Below are 19,532 nucleotides of genomic sequence, written 5' to 3'. Positions count from 1 at the left end.
AAGCAAATGAAGCATTCAATGTGACATATGAGACAACGATCTGTCGTAATGATATAGGAACGCCAAGTTTATGTAAAATCAACAAAAAGTGTTTTTCAGATGTTAAAAAAAGAATTTGAAAAGTAGGTGTAGTTTCATGACGTCAACGCTCGGCATTGTCACTCTTTCTCCGAAGCATGAAGAAGCATTCACACATCAGCTTGCCAAAGCAGCCTCTTCTTTTGATTTAGAAGTTGTTCGTTTTTCACCCCTAGATTTAAAGCCTGCTTCAAATGTCATTCACGGTCAAAAATTTAAGACTGGCAAAGGATTTGAAGCGTCAGAATTTCAGATTCCTGACTTGATTTATGATCGTTGTCTTTATCAGCATGACGCACAATCTAAAAAAGCAAAACCTATCATGAATTGGTTAAAAAAGTATCCAAAAACCGTTTTTTTGAATACTGGAATTTCAAATAAAATGCGGCTATTCGAGCAGCTCCGTCTCCTCCCTTCTTTACAACCATACTTACCTGTCTGCTCTCTATTGACAGAGCCTTCAGACCTGCTCAACTTGGTCAGAAAGGGCGGATATTGTAAAATACAGCCGCTTTCTCAACAGCACTCAGCACCCTCTTGCTTCATTTCTTTAAAAGACAAATCACTCATTACTGTGCAGCTAAACTCTCAGCAAATCATCACCTTTTCACATTCAGAAGAGGTTGAGCGTTGGTGCAAAAAGTATATCGGCCGATCTTTCCTTCAATTTTTTAACACGAATGATCAAAAAGACGTTATATTCAATGAAATTAGGATTTTTCTTGTAAAAAATTCACAAAATCAATGGAATAGCATGGGGATTCATACAAAACCATCAGTAGAAAACAGCCTTTTAAGCAATACACAAAATTCCATTCATGTGGTAGCCTTTGATCACTATTTAAACTCATTAAAGCCACACATCAAGGAGCTGTTGTTAGATGATATTGCCTCCATTCAATCATCTCTTCCAGCGTTTATAGACAAAACTTTCTCACCGTGTATTGAATTCGCTATAGACTTGCTTCATACAAATGAAGGCAGACTTTTCATCTCAAATGTAAGATCAAAGCCAGGACGATCCTCTTTTTTAAAAGCTTACCCTGAGAGGGAGAATCAATTGATTCTGACCATACTTGAACATGCCAAATCGATGATGGCTGAAGAAAAGGAGGTTCCTTATGAAGAGAAAACGCTACATCATCGCTCCTCACTCAGCAAGTGAAAAAACAGTATATCTCCCTGCTCAGTTTAAAGAGCAGGAGGCAATTTTATCTATTGCTTTAGGTTCTTGTTTAGTAGATGATTTCACCATTTCCTATCATCATCAATCACAAAGGATTTTATTATCAGAAGACCTTTATCGCGCTTTACTCATTCCATACAAAACGAAAGCTGATGTCATATTAGTTCAACATACACTCTATATAGGACCTCTCATCGGCATTTTCACTGCAGGATTCGAACAAAATACAGCACCTTTAGGCGCAAGATCTTCCTATTTTATGAAATTGCTGCAATCTTGCAGGCAGCATGCTGGTTTTGCATATCTTTTTGGTACTCATTCTATCGATTGGGATAAAGGAATAGTAGAAGGTTTGCTTTACCAAGAGGAGCGCTGGGTAAAAAAGCAGATGCCCCTCCCATCCGTTGTTTATGACCGGCTGCCTAATAGAAAGGCTGCTCAGTCGGCATTCATTCAAGAAACAAAACGAAAACTCACTCAAGACTACGATATCCCTTGGTTCAACCCTTATTTTTTTAATAAATGGGACATTCATGAACAGTTATTAACAGATGAAAAAACAAGCTCTTTCTTACCACATTCTATACGATTAGATCCTGTTGATGCTTTAAATAAAATAGAAACACTCCTTCATCTGCATCATGTCATTTATTTAAAACCAACAAACGGCAGTCACGGAGACGGTATTTATCAGTTAAAGAAGACGGAAAGCGGGGTCACTGTCTGCTCAAATAAAGGGAAATCCACTTCATATCATTCCGTAGACCATTTCGTGAAAAAACTGCGGGAAGATTGTGCAATTCACGACTTGATTGCACAACAAGGCATTGAGCTTCTTCAAATAGACAATCAACCAATGGATTTTAGAATTCATACGAATAAAAATAAGTATGGTCATTGGACTGTTACAGCCGCTGCTGGAAAAGTTTCAGGAGATCACACTGTCACAACCCATCAACTGCATGGTGGTTCAGTAAAAACACTGTATGATATCTTTCCTGATGCAGAGAAACGTTTGAAGGTTTTGCAAGAGCTCTCTGATACTGCCCTCGCACTTAGTCGTGTGATAGATGAAAAAATGCCTGGTCTGATTGGGGAAATTGGTTTTGACTTAGGTATTGATCACTTAGGTGCTATCTGGATGTTTGAAGCCAATTCTCGTCCAGGCCGCGAGATTTTTCTGCATGCACCATTGAAAAACTCAGAATGGCTGATTGGGAAAAGAATCGTTGAATACGCATCTTACCTAACACAAATGGCTCTTTCTCCTATAGACCATGCAAACGCCTATTGATGTTTTCTTTTCATGTCTCTGAAATCTGCGCTTTCCCTATGCTCTTTTCATCAGATGAGATACAATAAAACCAAGTTCAAGATTGTTTCCGTATTGTCGTGTGTATTTATTGTTTCATCAATAAAAGCAAGGAGGCAATGATGATATGATTTCTCATTTTCAATGGAAACCTCTCTTTAAAAAAGCGCAATTACCTGGCTGGAAAATATCCTTTTTTCATAATGGTTCACACTATGAAGGCATTTATCACAAAACGGGTGATATTGAATGGGGCTCTCAGCTTCCGCCTCATGAAGTTGAACCAACCTTAAAAGAAGAAATCCACGAATTAATGCTATTCCATGTGTATGATTAAACTGTTTAAGGAGCCTCGCCATGTTAGAAAAACTAAAACTTGTTTACGGACACCATATCATCAGTTCACCAACAAATGATAAACAAATTCTCTGGTATCAAACAGACGAAGGCGAAATTTTCGGAGTAAACAAAACGGAGCTAACAGAAAGGGAAACGCTTCTTCTCAATTCATTCCTCACACCAATTGATGTACCTCATACGCAGGAAACGGAAGAAGAACAGAAATGGTACAGCTATCTCTTTGAAAACAAATCAATCACCATCGATCAATCCGTCCGTGTTCATTTTTTCAAAATGGATCACCAAGCAGAACAAAGGCAGCAAATAAAAGAGGCTGTGAACAGCAGCCTCGAACATATTCATTTCATATGGACAGGCACTGAAACAGCTATGCTCATTCAAACAAACGCTACATCAGAAAATGGTCAACTTGAACAGCTACATGATTTGTCTCAAGCCATCACAAGTGATTTTTTAACAGACGTTGTCTTCATGCAAGGACAGCTGCATTTGCCGAATGGAAATTTAAAAATGAGATTATTAAATGAACATCAGCTCTTTTTATGGCATCTGAAGCAAGGAAAACTTAGGTCAGGGGTTGCAACATTTTATCAATGTCTACCTGCTTTCATTCGCCATGATACAGACATAGTTTCTGCCGCTATTTCAGATGCATTTATAGAAACAATCTTTGATCGGGACGTTTACCGGACTCTCACGACCTATATGCAGTGTAATTTAAATGCATCGCAGGCAGCAAAAGCGTTATATGTTCATCGAAACAGCCTTCAGTATCGGATTGATAAATTTATTGAACGGACAGGACTAGATATACGTCATTTTCAAGAAGCGTCAGCTGCTTACTTCATGATGAACCTTCTCGATCTTTCTTAAATGATCCTATCATGAGCACCTTGCCTAAAAATGAAAATAAGATGTTGTGCACGTTGTCCATTTACAGACACCCTTCCTTTTTATACACTTCTTTTATAAGTAAAGCGCTTTCAAAAAAGGACTGGGAGGCTACCACCTATGGCTGAAATGATGCTGAATCAAATTTATAAAGTGTACGATAACAAAGTAACAGCAGTAGATAACTTTAATCTACATATTGAGGATAAAGAATTTATTGTGTTTGTTGGTCCATCTGGGTGCGGAAAATCAACAACCCTCCGCATGATTGCAGGCCTTGAAGAAATTTCACAAGGGGATTTTCTATTAGACGGCAAGCGAATGAATGATGTGGCACCAAAAGATCGGGATATTGCGATGGTTTTCCAAAACTATGCCTTATACCCTCATATGAATGTGTACGATAATATGGCTTTTGGATTAAAGCTTCGAAAATTTCCTAAAGCAGAAATTGATGAGCGGGTACGAAACGCTGCAAAAATATTAGGGCTTGAACAATACTTAGATCGAAAACCTAAGGCATTGTCTGGAGGTCAAAGACAGCGTGTTGCACTTGGAAGGGCCATTGTGCGCGATGCAAAAGTCTTTCTTTTGGATGAACCTCTCTCTAATTTAGATGCTAAACTTCGTGTTCAAATGCGTGCCGAAATTTCTAAACTTCATCAGCGGCTGCAGACGACATTCATCTATGTCACACACGATCAAACAGAAGCCATGACAATGGCTACTCGGCTTGTTGTCATGAAAGATGGCTTTATTCAGCAGGTTGGCGCACCAAAGGATGTGTATGAAAACCCAGAGAATGTCTTTGTAGGAGGATTTATTGGCTCTCCAGCGATGAACTTTTTTACAGGAAAACTGTCTGACGGAGCCATTGCCATTGGGAATACGCACATTCGTGTACCAGAAGGAAAAATGAAAGTATTACGCAGTCAGGGCTATATCGGAAAAGATGTGATTCTAGGCATCAGACCTGAAGATTTCCATGATGAGCCTGTGTTTATAGAGGCTTCTGAAGGAACAAAAATTGAAGCAAACGTAGAAGTGGCTGAATTAATGGGAGCCGAAACGATGCTTTATTCTTCTCTCGCTGGTCAAACGTTTATTGCACGTGTTGATTCTCGCACAGATATTCAGGCAGGTCAGACGATCCCTCTTGCCATTGATATGAATAAAGCGCACTTCTTTGATACAGAGACTGAGCTCCGCATCCGCTCAGCTGAATAAGAAGACGTTCCACAAACCATCACCATTGGGTGGTGGTTTTTTGTATATGAAAACAACATTTACCATGTTCTTTTTCCGTATGTTTTTTTCGTAGCGAACCATAATATTTAGTACAAAGCAGTTACCGCATTGGGTTTCGCCAAGTGGCAAATGACTTGGTCATTTCGCTGGTGCGACTCCAGCAAACCCAACCAAAAAAATCATATATAAAAAGGAGATTCAACATCATGGCAAATTCTAATAGTTCAAATCAATTACTAGTTCCTGGAGCAGCGCAAGCAATCGATCAAATGAAGTACGAAATCGCTTCTGAGTTTGGTGTAAACCTTGGAGCAGAAACAACAGCTCGTGCTAACGGTTCAGTTGGTGGAGAAATCACGAAACGTCTTGTATCTTACGCTCAGCAAAACCTTGGCGGAACAAAAGCTTAATTTCATATCTGGATCATAGAAGGCACCTCTTATGGTGTCTTCTTTTTTTGGTTTTATCCCTCACCGATTCCTTTTGAATTCATATGATGTATTAGAAAGGAGCGGATCTTCATGGACATTATTTCAGGTGTGAATTTTGAACTTCTACAATTTGTCGGTCTCTCTCTATTATGTGAATATGCTCATAGTATTCGGTCCTTTCATCTTTATAAAAAAAGCATGACATAAAACTGTACCATTTTAAGTTCTTTTCACTTATAGTATGTAGTGGAGGGATCGATCAGATGAAAATAGCTCTTTTCGGTGCTCATGGACGTGTAGGACAAGCATTTCTTCGTTTCGTAAAAGAAGATGATCGTTACATGGTTCGCTCGTTAATTCGGACAAACCGGGAAGAAATGCTTGCGGGTATGTTTCAAGTCACCGGCAATTCCAGAAATCAAGAGGATGTGCTTGAAACAATTAAAGGATCAGATATTGTCGTGAGCTGTCTATCAACAGATGGTGATGATACTTTATCTGTTTCAATGGAGCATATCGTACAAGCCATGAAGCAAACAGGAACATCAAGAATTATAACGATTGGCACTGCGGGGATTTTGAAAGCAAGGCAGCAGCCTGAGCTTTACCGCTTTGAAACAAATGAATCAAGGCGAACCACTTCCCGAGCTGCTAAAGAACATGCCAAAGCATTTGAAATTCTTCAATCAACTGAACTAGATTGGACAATCATTTGCCCAACCTATTTACCAGATGGAGAAGTGACACGGTCATATCGCTATGAAAAGAATTTTCTCCCTATAGATGGACAGAAAATCTCAGTTGAAGATACCGCACACTTTTTGTATCAGCAGTTAAACTCAAAAGAATTTGTGCATCAACGTGTCGGTATCGCTTATTGACCATTTAGTTCGTGTAAATGATATACAACCAGTAAAAGTCGAGATCATATCATGAAGCCTCGACTTTTTTCATTGCCATGAAAAAGCCTCTTTCAAATTGAAAGAGGCTTTTGCTACTCATCCTATCAGCCGCTCGTCACAGCTCCCTTTTGTAATTCGTACATTTGCGCATACAGTCCGCCTTGCTCCATGAGCTCTTCGTGGCTGCCGCGCTCGACAATCTCACCCTTTTCTAACACCAAAATCATGTCAGCTTTCTTAATAGTAGATAATCGGTGCGCAATGACAAAAGTGGTTCGTCCTTCTTTGACGACATCCAGTGCCCGTTGAATGATGGCTTCTGTTTCTGTATCAATGTTAGCCGTCGCTTCATCTAGAATTAAGATCGCTGGATCGTATGCCAGTGCACGGGCAAATGAAATCAATTGACGCTCCCCAGAGGAAAGAGTACTCCCCTTTTCAACAACTGGTTCATCAAAACCTTCAGGCAAATGCTTTAATAGTTCTGCTGCGCCCACTTGCTTTAACGATGTTTCAATCGTTTCTCTTTTAATGTCTTCATTTCCTAAACTGACATTGGATGCGATCGTTCCAGAAAATAAATAAGGATCTTGCAGTACAATGCCCATTTGTTTACGCAGCGTTTGGCGCGACTGATCATAGATGCTTTCTCCATCAATGAGGATATCCCCATGCTGAATATCATAAAAACGTAGCAGCAAATTCATGATCGAACTTTTCCCAGAACCGGTATGTCCAACGAGCGCCACCGTCTGACCTTTTTTGGCCTCAAAGGTGATGTTCTTTAATACATTTTTCCCTTCATTATACGCAAAGGTAACATCCTGAAATTGAACGTGCCCCTCGATTTTCTTCTGAACCGGTTCTTCCACTTCAGTACCTGGCTCATCTAATAATCGAAAGACCCGTTCAGATGAAACCCTGGCTAATTCTAATCTAGAGAATTGATTCACAATGCCTGTAATCGGCTGGAACAAACGATTTAAATAATCGACAAATGCATAGAGTACCCCAATCGACACAATGCCCGTCGCACTTAAGGACGCGCCGCCAAAATACCAAATGAGTGCGACATATGCTAAGTTCCGAAGTAGATTCACCAAGTTATGTGAAAGCAGTGAATTTAAATGAAGCATCTTTCGCTGATATCGAAAGTGATTGTTATTCAGCTCATCAAATTCTTCTTTCGTTGCTTGTTCATGTCGAAATGCTTGAATAATCGTCATTCCTTGAATGGCTTCATTTAGCTTGGCATTAATTTCACTGATGATGGATCGAATGCGGTGATTGTAAACTGACGCAAACTTTCGATAAGTCATCGACCATAGGAAAATAATCGGAACAGCCACTAAACAAATAAGCGCCAGCTTCACATTTAATAAGAACATGGCGATATAAATTCCAACCATGTAAATGGCACTTGTGACGAAATTCGCTAGTACTGTAACATATAAATCACGAATGGTTTCTGTGTCATTCGTAATCCGGGCGACAACCTTTCCAGCCGGTAAATTATCAAAATACCGAATCGGAAGCGTTTGAATATGTTCAAATACGTCCACTCGCATTTTTTGAATAATGCGATTTGCAATACGCTGGAGTAAATAGTGCTGCCCATATTGAAAGAAAATCGCAATGACGAGCATCCCAAAATAAAATAGAACAAGCTGTACCAAACCACTGATTTCCGGCTGATAAAAAGCAAAGATTTCCTCTTTGGATAAACGCTGTACCTGATACGTCTCACGTTCGCTCCCATTTTCAATGGTGAGCTGATCCCCTTCTATTGTCCTGCTCCCGTCAAATCGAATCGGTTCATTCACAAAATAGTACCCAAATCCGACTTGCACGACATTGATTTGCTTTCCAGCTTCATTTTGATTCTGTAGCCGGTCACTTCTTATATAGTTATTTCCCTGGTAATAAACCGTTTTATCTGTTTTTTCATTTACCTCAACATACGGTTTTTCTACACCTAAAATATGATCATCAATCATTTTTTTCCCAATGAAAGGTCCTGTCAACTCAGCACCAACTGCAATGATCAGAAAGATCAAAGCAACAGACAATACTTTTTTATATAGGAGTGCATAGGCAAGAAGTCTTCTCCCTGTTGTCATGCCTCATCCCCTCCTTCCAGCTGATTTGTCAGCTGTTGACGCAGAAATTGCTCTTTATACCATCCATCTTGCTGAATAAGCGCTTGATGGGTTCCCTTTTGAACAATACGTCCTTCTTCCATGACAAGAATGAGATCCGCATGCTCTACAGCTGATAGACGGTGGGTTGTAATAAATGTCGTTTTTCCATGACGATTTTGTCTTAAATTCTCTAAAATAGCCGTTTCTGTTTTTGCATCAACTGCAGATAACGAGTCATCCAAAATCAAAATGTCTGGGTCAATTAATAAAGCACGTGCAATGGAAATCCGCTGCTTCTGTCCTCCTGACAGCGCCACTCCCTTTTCTCCAACCATGGTTTCCAAGCCTTCTGGTAAAAGGCGTAAATCCTTTTCAAAGTAAGCATCTTTAATCGCTTGTGCTAATTCAGCTTCTCTCGCGTCTCTATGACCGAAACGCATATTCTCTTCTACACTTTTTGAGAAAAGGACATGATCTTGCGGAACATAGCCAATCCATTGGAACAGTTGATCCAATTCAAAGTCCTCAATTGGAACACCTGAAAGCAAGATCTTCCCATCACCTGTCGGATACTGACGAAGAAGCTGTTTGACAATCGTTGTTTTTCCACTTCCCGTTTTTCCTGTAATACCAATCGTTTGCCCTTTTCGTACAGTAAAGGAGACATCTGTTAGATTATCTTTAGAGGAAGTTGGATACCTAAATGTCACATGTTCAAATTGTATATCGCCAGGCTCTTGTAATCTTTTTGGCTTGGCTGCGTCAGTTACATCCGGTTGATAACTGAGTGTATGATTCAACCGGTCTAATGAGGCATTTCCTCTTTGCATGATATTAATCAATTCACCAATGGCAAACATTGGCCAGATCATCATCCCCAGATAGACGTTAAATGCGACAAGCTCACCAATGGTTAAATCACTTTGGAACACAAGATATGCGCCATAACCGATACCGATTAAATAACTGATCCCCACAAGCAATTTCACCGTCGGCTCAAACAATGAATCAATGATCGCTACTCTCATATTTTTTTGAAAGACATCGTCTGTCATTTCTCGAAAGCGATTCACATCTTGTTTTTCCTGCACAAAAGACCGAATCACCCGAACGCCGGCAACTGATTCTAATACACGATCATTCATATCACCAAATGCATCTTGAGCAACTGTAAAGCGTTCATGAATTTTACTGCCATAAAACGCTATCAAAATCGCCATCAACGGCATCGGGATAATGGCCATTAAAGTTAATTTCCAGCTGATCGTCAGCCCCATTGTAAAAAAGATCATCAGCATGTAAGCAGTGGAATCGACTAATGTTAAAACGCCAAAGCCTGTTGTTAAAGCCACAGCATTCAAATCATTTGTACCTAGCGCCATTAGATTTCCGGTTTTTTTCTTTTCATAAAAGGTGGGTGTCATCTTCAGTAAGTGGCGCATTAATTTTCCGCGCATCACACGCTCCATGACATTCGCGCCGCCAAATAACTGATACATCCAAAAGTAGGTGAGCGCATAGACACTGACACCAAGTAAGCAAAAAATGGTTACGTAAAATAAGATACTGGATGTTGTAAATTGACCAGACCGAATGTCATCAACTGCTTGACCTAGATACCTCGGTGGCAGCATTTCAAGCACATTCACAATGAGCAGCAGCGTAATGGCGATTGTATAGCGCCTCCACTCTTGTTTAAAGAACCAGCCTAATTTCACAAATACTGAAAACATGTTTGTCTCTCCTTTTAAAGCTAGCCGCTTTCTATATTTTCCTGATTGTCACCTTGTTTCGTTTTTTGAACTTTTGTCATTTGTCTTGCCTTTGGCATGTTCACATGCTTTCACTCCTCTTCATTTAGTTGTTGATGCATTCCATTATTTCGAGATACGAAATGTATACAACAAAAAAAGAGGCAACCAGCTAACTGGTACGCCTCTTTTATACATGATAAAAAGGCGCATGTTGACAAATACGCAACATACGCCTTGATTCATCCGATCAATTGGAACATACGAGTCCCTTTTCAATGACCAATGAAGGTGTAATTGTCACGTGAATCAACCCATTCATGCAGTTTGATTTCATTCTTCCAATGATGTTGCACATGACATTTCCTCCTTTTGGCTCTTGAATCTTTTTTTATCTTATAGTGGCTGTCACCATTTTGTCAATAAATATTTTTCAATAAATGAAATTTTCTAACAAAAACACAATCGCTTTCATGTGTATCTTTTTCTCATAACGGGTATACCATGAACGTATAGACTCCTTTTGAAAGGAATGAGGACATTGTTTCAAGCTGATCGGATGGTCGTTGCGTTTGATGGACATGAAGACAGTAAGAAAGCATTAAAGAAGGCAATCGCTTTAGCCAAAACGTTGAATGCCAAGCTGACCGTTGCTTACGCTCATGATGGGAAATCCAGCAGACAGGTGTTTGATGCACCTCGCCCAATGACTGGCGGCGCTTATATCGGAGGCGGCATGGCAGACCTTCAAACACCCCCTGTGTATGTACCTCATGATGAACAGCAAAGTCCCTTGATTTTTGAAGATCATACAGAAGAGGTCGTTGCAGAAGCAAGAATGCTGTTAAATGAAGAGCAGTTTGAAGCTGCGATTGAAATTGTTGAAGGGGAGCCTGCAGAAGCGATTATCGAATACGCTGAAAAGATTTCAGCAGACCTCATCGTCATGGGAGCACGTGACCAAAGCAGATTGAAAAAAATGCTCTTTGGCAGTGTGAGTGAAAAGTTATCGTCCAAATCAGATATACCTGTACTGATCGTGAAATAAATATGAATCACAAAAGGCTGTAAACATTGGTTTACAGCCTTTTTCTTTTTACGAAGAAATGGATGCTTCGCTTTCATACTTAATTTTTTTCTGGAACCCTTCCTGTACACGCTTCGTGATCTCTCCTGGAACACCTTCCCCAACTGGCTGACCATCTATCTCTACAATTGGAATCACTTCAGCTGTCGTTGAACTGATGAAAATTTCCTGTGCATGCAAAAGTTCGTCTTTACTCATGCGGGTTTCTTCCACACGACATCCTTCTTCCTGACAAACCTCTAGCAGCTTTCTACGTGTAATGCCGTTTAAAATCAGGTTATTTGCTGGGTGTGTACGAATGACACCGTCAATGACGGCATATACATTCGAGGACGTCCCCTCTGTCACAAAGCCGTCTCTTATTAAAATCGCTTCAAACGCACCAGCTTCAGACGCTTTCTGCTTTTCCATGACGTTATATAAAAGGTTTAAGCTTTTAATATCACACCTTAACCAGCGAAGATCTTCAGACAATAGAGCTTTCACACCAGCTGTCTGCTCTTGAATAGGCTTTTTCACTTGAAATGTATATGCCGTAATCTGAGGGGTAAGTGCACCATATTGATGTTTACGAGGTGCGACGCCTCGCGTGACTTGAATATACACGCCGCCATCAATCACTTGATTATCTGCGACTAGCTTCTTCAAATTCTCTTCCATATCGGATACTGTACCTTGCAGATGAATGCCGATTTCCTTTGCACTCTTGAATAGACGCTCAGTATGCTCTTTTAATGTAAACAAAGTCCCATTATATACGCGGATGACCTCATAGACTCCGTCGCCAAATTGATAGCCTCTGTCTTCAATATCAACATGTGCATCTTTTTTTTCAATAAAATCCCCATTGTACAATACTTTCATATGGAATCTCCCCTTCGCTTTGCTTAATGGTTGAATCTGATGCTATCTTAGCGGATAAATGTAAACGTTTCAATGATTATTCAGAATTATTTCATATCCATTTGACTGGATAACCTTCTATTGTAACAAATATAGATTCATAACCAAAAAGATTCCAATTTTTTAGCATCTTCTATATTCATAGGCTCTTTTTTCCTGTATACTTACTCCATATGAGCACGACAAAAAACAGCGAAAAAAGACAGAATCCACTACATGATTCGACACAAACTACTGATTTATTGGAGCGATTGTAATGCAACGGGTTACGAAAAAACAGACACCTTCAAACACGATGCTGCTCTCAAAGGCGATTGGTCTAGTCATCCTGATATTGATCCTTTTTTTCATTTGGGATATGTCTAAAACCAATATGCAGGCAGCAGATCAACCGAATGAAGTGTCTGCGAGCAGTCCATTTCGAGACACAAGTACAAGTCTGAAAGCAAAAGATGATTCGCCAAAAACATTAGATGCACATTTTAAGATCAATCCAAACAAACATGTAACGGATCAAACGATCTTTTTGACCTTTGATGATGGCCCTTCTGCTACATCAAATCAGCTGTTAGATGTGCTAAAGTCACAGCAAGTGAAGGCCACATTTTTTATGCTCGGGCCGCAAATCAAAGAACACCCAGCAGCTGTGAAAAGACTTCATCAAGAAGGTCATCAATTAGGACTTCATGGCATCACGCATGATGTGAAACGCTTTTATCAAAAAAGTGATTCTCCTGTAAATGAAATGAAAGAAGATCAACGTATATTGGCTTCTGTTACTGGTGAATATACACATCTTGTGAGAACACCTTATGGCAGTTCTCCAAACTTAACAGACCAGCAAAAAACACGTTTAAAACAAAAAGGCTTTGTATACTGGGACTGGACCATTGACAGTCTTGACTGGAAATATAAAAGCTCAAAATATGTACCAGAAGTATTAAATCAGCTGCAGGTACTTGAAACCAAGTACCCGAAAGAGCCAAAAATCATCTTAATGCATGATCAGCCAGCTACTGCAAAATACTTAAACAGTCTGATCACACAATTAAAGGCGAAGGGCTACACGTTTGAAGTCCTTGATGAAACAATGAAGCCACTTCAACAATAAAGCAAACCCGCACCTATTGGATGCGGGTTTTTTATGATTTATAAAGCATTCACAAGCTCGCCAATTCGTTCGTGAAAGACAAGATCAAACAGCGGATCGAATTCCGTTTCACTTAAATTCATCATGACCTTAAAGATGGAAGGATGATGAGCAGCATCTTCTGGAATATATCGGGCTGGTGCCACTTCTAAGGACGTTCCCATGACGAGTAGCATGTCCGTTTGCAGGAGCGATTTCTCCACTTGATCAAAGTGCTTCACCATGTCCCCAAAAAGGACAACATCTGTTTTAAGTACTCGTCCACATGTACGGCCGTCTGATGAAATCCGCTCACAAACCGGTACCTCTTCTTGTAATAAATAAGGCAGTTCGTATGTTGACCCGCATGATGGACATGTAGCTGTTTGAATGGAACCATGCAGTTCATACACATGCTGGCTTCCCGCTTTTTTATGCAGACCATCGATATTTTGCGTGAAAATATCCACGCGTTTTCCTTGCTTTTCTAAATTGGCTAAAAAAGCATGTCCAGCGTTTGGCTCGTACTCTCCACTCATCTTCATTTGAAACAATTCTTTGAATTTCGGCCAAAATTGATGCGGATGTGATAAAAAGTAGGACCGGCTCATTGCCTCCATGCGAGAAGTATCTTCTGTCCATAGTCCACCCGTTGATCTAAAATCGGGAATTCCCGATTCTGTGCTCATCCCAGCACCTGAAAGGACTGTAATATGTGAGGCCTTTGATAATCTCTCTCTTAGCGCTGCCACTTTTGTTTGATCCAACCACCATTCCTCCTTTATTCACCGAGCTGTTTCTCACCTTTTTGTTTCATATAAATGGTCTGTCCAGGGAAAGCAAATTCTACCCCTTCTTCATGGAAAATATCAATAATGCGATAGTTAATATCCTGCTTAATATCCAGGTTTTCAGACCAAGCCGTTGTGTTTGTATAAAAGTTAAAGAATAAGTTTAAATAGCTGTCTGCCAGCACATCGAAATTCACCATAATCGTTTCCTTATGAACCCCATCATGATCATAAAGCATTTGCTTCAGACGTTTGATGCACTTATCAATGTTTTCTTTCGGTGTATTGTAAGATACGCGAACGGAGAACGTAATTTGACGTTTATTCATTCTCGTCCAATTTGTGATCGGCTCCTTTGAAAGGGTCGAATTTGGCACGGTCACCACCGCTTCAGCAGGTGTTCTAAATTTTGTGCTTCGGAAGGTAATGTCCTCTACAGTCCCAAGTACACTTGGAGTCTCTACAAAATCGCCCATTGTAAAAGGCTTCTCTGTAATAATCACAATTCCTCCAAAAAAGTTCGCCACTGTATCCTGCGCAGCGAGTGCAAAAGCAAGACCACCTAGGCCAAGCCCTGCCACAAGTCCGTTTACATCATAATTAAATTCTTGTGCAATGACGCTAATACTCAGTGCAATAATCATAAACCGAAGAACCTTTGATAAAAATGGGGCTAAAATATCATCCATCTCTAATTCAAATTTTGAATTCACTTTTTGAAATAAGAAGGAAGAAGCTGCGGTTAGATTACAAAGCCCCCACGTCAGCATCAAAATAATAGAAGATCTATACAATTTGACAATGACATCCATATGGTGCTCAAAGTATGGGGCTTGTCTTAACGCAAAATATAAACCTAGTGCCACAAAAAACAGTCTCGCAGGTTTTTCAAACGCCACGACAATTTGGTTAATGACTTCGGTTTTAGACCGATTTGTCAGCTTAAAGAGCAGGTGAAACAAGTATTTCGTAAATACTTTTCGAAGTAATAAAAAAAGCAATAAAATACAAAGGCTAATGCCTATTTGGATCGCAATATCGACTGTAAAATATGTATCCATCCATTTTTGTGTAAACATCTCTGTCTCTCTCCTTTAAAACAATCCTCTCTAGTTTATAATATAACCTTCGTTTATGTCCTCTCTTAAATGTCTGATCTCTATATAAAAAGCCTCGGGACCTATCCCGAGGCATGATGTTCAATTATGAAATTTTGGCTTGAGACATATCGACGGGCAGCAAACTACTTTTTCTTCTGAGCCTGATCAAGGAGAGTCGCTTTAAACATTTCAGCATCCGTTTCGGCCTTAATACGTTCTTCCACTCTAATTCTCCCTTTACCCAATCATCTCGCCTCCTTTTCATCATTATAAAACATCAGAATTTTCAGTCAACATGACGAAAGCACTAATATTTTGACGAACGCTGACGATTTGGACAAAATTGATCGAAGAAAAATTGATGTAATTCAGGTTTACTCAATCAAAGCTTGCTCTATTCCTGTAAATTTTTCAAAATGATACATCAAGCTTTTTCGGTACATGAGGTTCCATGATAATACGGCGCTCTTCTTCTCCATATAGTAAAGAAGGAAAACCACCAAAGCATTTGATATGATAAGACCAGAACTTATGTCAGGGAGCTGGAGCAAGTGTATATTATCGCACATAGAGGGTCATCAAGCGCAGCCCCAGAAAATACAATCGCTGCGTTTGATGTAGCTGTCGAGCAAGGAGCAGATTATATTGAATTAGACGTACAAATGACAATGGATCAGCACGTCGTCGTCATCCATGATGATACCGTTGAGCGAACGACGAACGGAAACGGCTTAGTCAAAAGCTATACACTTGATCAGTTGAAAAAACTGGACGCAGGAAGCTGGTTTGACCAACAGTATACGAATGAACGAATTCCAACATTACAAGAAATTCTTGAAAGATACAGTCAGCGGATTGGGATATTGATCGAGATCAAACACCCAAAACGGCAGATAGGAATCGAAAAGGCCGTTGTCGACATCATCAATCGGTTTGCCTATTCTCGTCATATCATCATTCAATCTTTTGATGTTCATGCACTACAAAGAATTAAAGCATTCGCCCCTTCTCTTCGCACAGCTTTGATTATAAAGCCTGATGCATTTAAACTAACGAAACGAAAGTTAACGACATACAGCTCGTTTGCAAATTGTCTTAATATGAAGAAAACGATGATCAATAGATGGTGGATAGACCGCATCCACACATTCGGGATGGATGTGTTTATATGGACTGTAAAAGATCAAAAAACAGCGGATCGAATCAAAAAATATCCAATTGATGGTGTGGTAACGGATAACCCGCTATTTTTTCAAAAGGAGAAATGATGCACATGAAAACTTATTTCGCCGTTTTTATCGGTGGATTGATTGGTACACTTTGCAGATATGAACTAAGCCAAACTGTCATCAGCCAGACATTCCCATATGCAACGATGATTGAAAATATTTCCGGCAGCCTGCTTCTTGGTTTTGCGACAGGATACTTTCTATTTCAGAAAGGAAAAAAATATCTTGCAGCTTTGATTGGAACAGGGTTTTGCGGCGGGTTTACGACCATGTCCACCTTTTCTAAAGAGACAGTTCTTCTGTTACAGGCAGGGCAGTTCAATTTAAGTATGATGTACATCCTGCTCTCAGTCATTGCTGGAGTAGCCGCTGCTTTAGCTGGCCTGATCCTTGCTGAACGGCTCTTTCATCAAAATAAGCAGCAGAAAGGAAGCAGATAAATGATTGTTTTTTGTACAGCTGTAGCTGGAGGGATCGGTAGTGCATGTCGTTTCTTCATCAGCCAAACAATCCAGAAAACTCCATCCCATGCCCTTTTCCCGTACAGTATTATTTTCATTAATTTATTAGGTGCAGCCGGTTTGGGTTTTCTCACAGGCGCTGTAACGTCCAATCATCCACTGCTAGTGATCATAGGAACCGGTTTTTTTGGCGGCTTTACCACATTCTCTACGTTTAGTGTAGAATCTGCGACGATGCTGATGCAGCGTCAAATAGGAAAGCTTGCTGCCTATTTACTTGTGACAATTATCGGCTCTTTATGCCTTTTTGCGGCGTTTTATCAAATAGGACAACTTCTTTTTTAAATATCTGTGATGGCAGCTAGGCTGATGAGCAGTTGATCCATCAGCTGGCGCTTCATTAAAAATAGTGTCTTCTCACTATAGCCGATTTCGATTGCACATTTTGCCATGCGCCAATCTCGAAAATACTTATAATCAATGAGCTGCTGCTCTATTTCATCCAATTCTTTTAAAGCCGTTTCAATACAAGCAACAATCAGTTCATACTGGCTTTTCTGCTCTTCTAATTTTTGACGTGCCATATGATGATGTTGGAGAGAACTTCGCTTTTCAAGCTGTCTTTCAATATTTAAAATGGCTGCTTGATAGTTCTTGAAATTTTTTAAATGAAACTCAATACGTTTCATTGAGGTTTTTTTCTCCGCGATACTTGCTGTTTCATACCAGAGCATGTCCATCCCCCTTTTACGAACGTTTGTTCTTATTATATACGAACATATATTCTCAAAAAAGAGGCTAAATACCTAAAAAAACCTTGAGCTTATTTTTCGCTCAAGGTCATTTCATTTACTAACAGCGGCTCTTTTATATCAAGCCCTGTGCGTGTATTTTCTTTTTCTGATGATGTGACGCCTTTTTTCAGGTCGATCTTTTTCACATAGCGTCCATCCATCTCCAAGACCTTCATCCGAATATCATCAAGGTAAATGGATTGTCCTTCTCGGATATCAATGTTCTCATTTAAGATTAGCCCGCCTATCGTATCAATTTCTTCATCATGATATGACATTTCGATCAAATCTTGAACTTCCTCTAATCTCACTTTTCCATCTAATATATAATGATGCTCCGCTCTCTTTTGAATGACCGGCTGCTCATCTTCATCGAATTCATCTCGAATGTCTCCAACAATCTCTTCTAAAATATCCTCCGTTGTAACAAGTCCAGATGTCCCGCCATATTCATCCGTTAAAATCGCCATATGCATTCGATCGCGCTGCATCTTGACGAGAAGCTCTTGAATTGGAATCGTGTCAATCACTTCAATCACTGGATAAATATAATCTTGAAGCTTCAGTTGATCTTTTTCTCCTAGATACACAATATCTGCAAAGAGCTGCTTTTTGTTGAGCATGCCAATGACATGGTCTTTATCCCCTGAAAACACGGGGAAACGTGTGTACTTTTCCTTTGTCATGATCGCCAGTATTTCGTCTAACGGCATATCTTCTGGAATCGCACAAATTTCTCTTCGCGGTATCATAATTTCTCTTGCGATTCGATTATCAAAATCGAATATCTTGTTCATATAATTATATTCTGATGAGTTGATTTCCCCATTTTTTAAGCTTTCAGATAATAAAATCTTTAATTCCTCTTCGGAATGGGAATGTTCTTTTTCAGACCCCATATCGATACCCATCATTTTCGTTAGTACACGGGCTGACCCGTTCAACACATAAATGAAAGGGTACATAAGGATATAAAATGCATGCAGCGGTCCTGACAGCCAAAGCGTCATTTTTTCTGCCTTTTGTATGGCAAGTGTTTTTGGTGCAAGCTCGCCAACAACTACATGCAAAAAGGTAATAATAGAGAACGCAAGTGTTGCTGAGATCAGGCTGATTGCTGAATCAGGAATGTTTGTCAAACCAAAACCTCGAACTAAAAGTTCTTTTACTGCCGGTTTACCGATCCACCCTAAACCAAGGGATGTCACTGTAATACCGAGCTGACAGGCTGACAAATATTCATCTAGCCTTGATGTCACCTTTTTCGCCATGATAGCCTTTTTGGACCCTTCGGCAACAAGCTGATTAATTCTTGAACTTCTCACCTTTACAATGGCAAATTCAGATGCAACAAAGAAAGCTGTTAAAGCAATCAAAACTCCGACTATACTCAGATTAACAATATCGTCCATTTAACCTTGCTCTTTCTTAGAAGAACAAGGAGTCACCTCCTGATTGATGATGTTGTCTTTTGCAAAACGGTTAACTGATTAAATAAGACTACTTTGAGGGCCCCACTTAACCACCTCCGGTTCACGTAAAATCCGTCTCTCTACATATATATGAAACGGTATTCATTTTATCTTACCATAAATAATCTGAAAATTCCTGTATCGCTACAGTATTTTAGAGATGACAACCTAAATTGATGGAAATACCCTTTGTTTCTTCATATTGGCAGGAAATCTGAACAATTATCTTGTATTTCAGACTCGAATTATATTAAACTATTTTCATA

At 39.7% G+C, this 19,532-nt stretch carries 19 protein-coding genes and 1 pseudogene; 12 read left to right on the top strand and 8 right to left on the bottom strand.

The window, feature by feature from the left end:
* Positions 1 to 136: 136 nt before the first annotated feature.
* From NST73_RS04980 to NST73_RS04950, 7 genes are all read left to right on the top strand, one after another.
* Positions 137 to 1,243: a YheC/YheD family protein gene (locus tag NST73_RS04980; protein ID WP_144678961.1), complete on the top strand. Its 1,107-nt coding sequence runs from the start codon at positions 137 to 139 to the stop codon at positions 1,241 to 1,243.
* Positions 1,200 to 2,558, top strand: coding sequence for a YheC/YheD family protein (locus tag NST73_RS04975; RefSeq protein ID WP_144678962.1), 1,359 nt, complete (start codon positions 1,200 to 1,202; stop codon positions 2,556 to 2,558). Before NST73_RS04980 ends, NST73_RS04975 begins: the two co-directional genes overlap by 44 nt.
* Before the next feature lie 145 nt (positions 2,559 to 2,703).
* The gene (locus NST73_RS04970; RefSeq protein WP_008348933.1) at positions 2,704 to 2,913 is read left to right on the top strand and encodes a YheE family protein; all 210 of its coding nucleotides are present in this window, start codon (positions 2,704 to 2,706) and stop codon (positions 2,911 to 2,913) included.
* A 20-nt stretch (positions 2,914 to 2,933) separates the two neighbouring features.
* Positions 2,934 to 3,809 carry a helix-turn-helix domain-containing protein gene (locus tag NST73_RS04965; protein ID WP_045034848.1) on the top strand — a complete coding sequence of 292 codons (876 nt, stop codon included), beginning with the start codon at positions 2,934 to 2,936 and terminating at the stop codon, positions 3,807 to 3,809.
* A gap of 138 nt (positions 3,810 to 3,947) precedes the next feature.
* Positions 3,948 to 5,054, top strand: a complete 1,107-nt coding sequence (gene ugpC / locus NST73_RS04960; protein ID WP_024719977.1) for a sn-glycerol-3-phosphate ABC transporter ATP-binding protein UgpC — start codon at positions 3,948 to 3,950, stop codon at positions 5,052 to 5,054.
* Between the two features lie 227 nt (positions 5,055 to 5,281).
* Entirely contained in the window at positions 5,282 to 5,485 is a 204-nt protein-coding gene (locus NST73_RS04955; RefSeq protein ID WP_008348940.1) for an alpha/beta-type small acid-soluble spore protein, read from the top strand.
* 284 nt (positions 5,486 to 5,769) lie between these two features.
* On the top strand, positions 5,770 to 6,387 hold the full coding sequence (locus NST73_RS04950; protein WP_008348943.1) for an NAD(P)H-binding protein: 618 nt from the start codon (positions 5,770 to 5,772) through the stop codon (positions 6,385 to 6,387).
* Positions 6,388 to 6,512: 125 nt separating this feature from the next.
* Here the strand turns inward: NST73_RS04950 and NST73_RS04945 are convergent, their stop codons facing one another.
* Positions 6,513 to 8,528 (bottom strand): ABC transporter ATP-binding protein, encoded by a 2,016-nt coding sequence (locus NST73_RS04945; protein WP_144678963.1) that lies wholly within the window; start codon positions 8,526 to 8,528, stop codon positions 6,513 to 6,515.
* Positions 8,525 to 10,282, bottom strand: coding sequence for an ABC transporter transmembrane domain-containing protein (locus tag NST73_RS04940; RefSeq protein WP_144678964.1), 1,758 nt, complete (start codon positions 10,280 to 10,282; stop codon positions 8,525 to 8,527). The genes NST73_RS04945 and NST73_RS04940 overlap by 4 nt, the downstream gene beginning before the upstream one ends.
* A 559-nt stretch (positions 10,283 to 10,841) precedes the next feature.
* On the opposite strand from NST73_RS04940, the gene NST73_RS04935 reads away from it, so the two are divergent.
* Positions 10,842 to 11,348: a universal stress protein gene (locus NST73_RS04935; protein ID WP_017360333.1), complete on the top strand. Its 507-nt coding sequence runs from the start codon at positions 10,842 to 10,844 to the stop codon at positions 11,346 to 11,348.
* A gap of 48 nt (positions 11,349 to 11,396) precedes the next feature.
* Here the strand turns inward: NST73_RS04935 and dat are convergent, their stop codons facing one another.
* On the bottom strand, positions 11,397 to 12,251 hold the full coding sequence (gene dat, locus NST73_RS04930; RefSeq protein WP_144678965.1) for a D-amino-acid transaminase: 855 nt from the start codon (positions 12,249 to 12,251) through the stop codon (positions 11,397 to 11,399).
* A gap of 295 nt (positions 12,252 to 12,546) precedes the next feature.
* Here dat and NST73_RS04925 point away from each other — a divergent pair, with 295 nt between their 5' ends.
* Complete coding sequence (locus NST73_RS04925; protein ID WP_047946620.1) at positions 12,547 to 13,401, top strand: polysaccharide deacetylase family protein; 855 nt, start codon at positions 12,547 to 12,549, stop codon at positions 13,399 to 13,401.
* A gap of 38 nt (positions 13,402 to 13,439) precedes the next feature.
* Here the strand turns inward: NST73_RS04925 and NST73_RS04920 are convergent, their stop codons facing one another.
* From NST73_RS04920 to NST73_RS04910, 3 genes are all read right to left on the bottom strand, one after another.
* Positions 13,440 to 14,186: an NAD-dependent protein deacylase gene (locus NST73_RS04920; protein ID WP_047946621.1), complete on the bottom strand. Its 747-nt coding sequence runs from the start codon at positions 14,184 to 14,186 to the stop codon at positions 13,440 to 13,442.
* A gap of 14 nt (positions 14,187 to 14,200) precedes the next feature.
* Positions 14,201 to 15,289: a mechanosensitive ion channel family protein gene (locus NST73_RS04915; RefSeq protein ID WP_047946622.1), complete on the bottom strand. Its 1,089-nt coding sequence runs from the start codon at positions 15,287 to 15,289 to the stop codon at positions 14,201 to 14,203.
* Positions 15,290 to 15,453: 164 nt separating this feature from the next.
* Positions 15,454 to 15,555 (bottom strand): YhdX family protein, encoded by a 102-nt coding sequence (locus tag NST73_RS04910; protein ID WP_017360338.1) that lies wholly within the window; start codon positions 15,553 to 15,555, stop codon positions 15,454 to 15,456.
* Positions 15,556 to 15,861: 306 nt separating this feature from the next.
* Between NST73_RS04910 and NST73_RS04905 the strand changes: the two are divergent.
* The 3 genes and pseudogenes from NST73_RS04905 to NST73_RS04895 all read left to right on the top strand — a co-directional run bounded on the left by NST73_RS04905 (position 15,862) and on the right by NST73_RS04895 (position 17,345).
* Positions 15,862 to 16,642 (top strand): annotated as a pseudogene (locus NST73_RS04905) (glycerophosphodiester phosphodiesterase family protein).
* Positions 16,578 to 16,979 carry a fluoride efflux transporter CrcB gene (crcB, locus tag NST73_RS04900; RefSeq protein WP_045034844.1) on the top strand — a complete coding sequence of 134 codons (402 nt, stop codon included), beginning with the start codon at positions 16,578 to 16,580 and terminating at the stop codon, positions 16,977 to 16,979. The pseudogene NST73_RS04905 and the gene crcB overlap by 65 nt, the downstream one beginning before the upstream one ends.
* Positions 16,980 to 17,345 (top strand): CrcB family protein, encoded by a 366-nt coding sequence (locus NST73_RS04895; protein ID WP_007497111.1) that lies wholly within the window; start codon positions 16,980 to 16,982, stop codon positions 17,343 to 17,345.
* Here the strand turns inward: NST73_RS04895 and NST73_RS04890 are convergent.
* Both NST73_RS04890 and NST73_RS04885 read right to left on the bottom strand, forming a co-directional pair.
* A complete protein-coding gene (locus tag NST73_RS04890) occupies positions 17,342 to 17,734 on the bottom strand; it encodes a hypothetical protein (RefSeq protein WP_024719967.1) in 393 nt (130 codons plus the stop codon). The two genes, NST73_RS04895 and NST73_RS04890, sit on opposite strands and share 4 nt — an antisense overlap.
* Positions 17,735 to 17,823: 89 nt before the next feature.
* Positions 17,824 to 19,206, bottom strand: coding sequence for a hemolysin family protein (locus NST73_RS04885; protein WP_025207018.1), 1,383 nt, complete (start codon positions 19,204 to 19,206; stop codon positions 17,824 to 17,826).
* Between the last annotated feature and the right edge of the window lie 326 nt (positions 19,207 to 19,532).

It is taken from the genome of Bacillus sp. FSL W7-1034, assembly GCF_038593365.1.
Classification (GTDB): domain Bacteria; phylum Bacillota; class Bacilli; order Bacillales; family Bacillaceae; genus Bacillus; species Bacillus altitudinis.
Note: the sequence above shows the minus strand (reverse complement) of the source record. Positions and strands in the feature narration are given on the sequence as shown.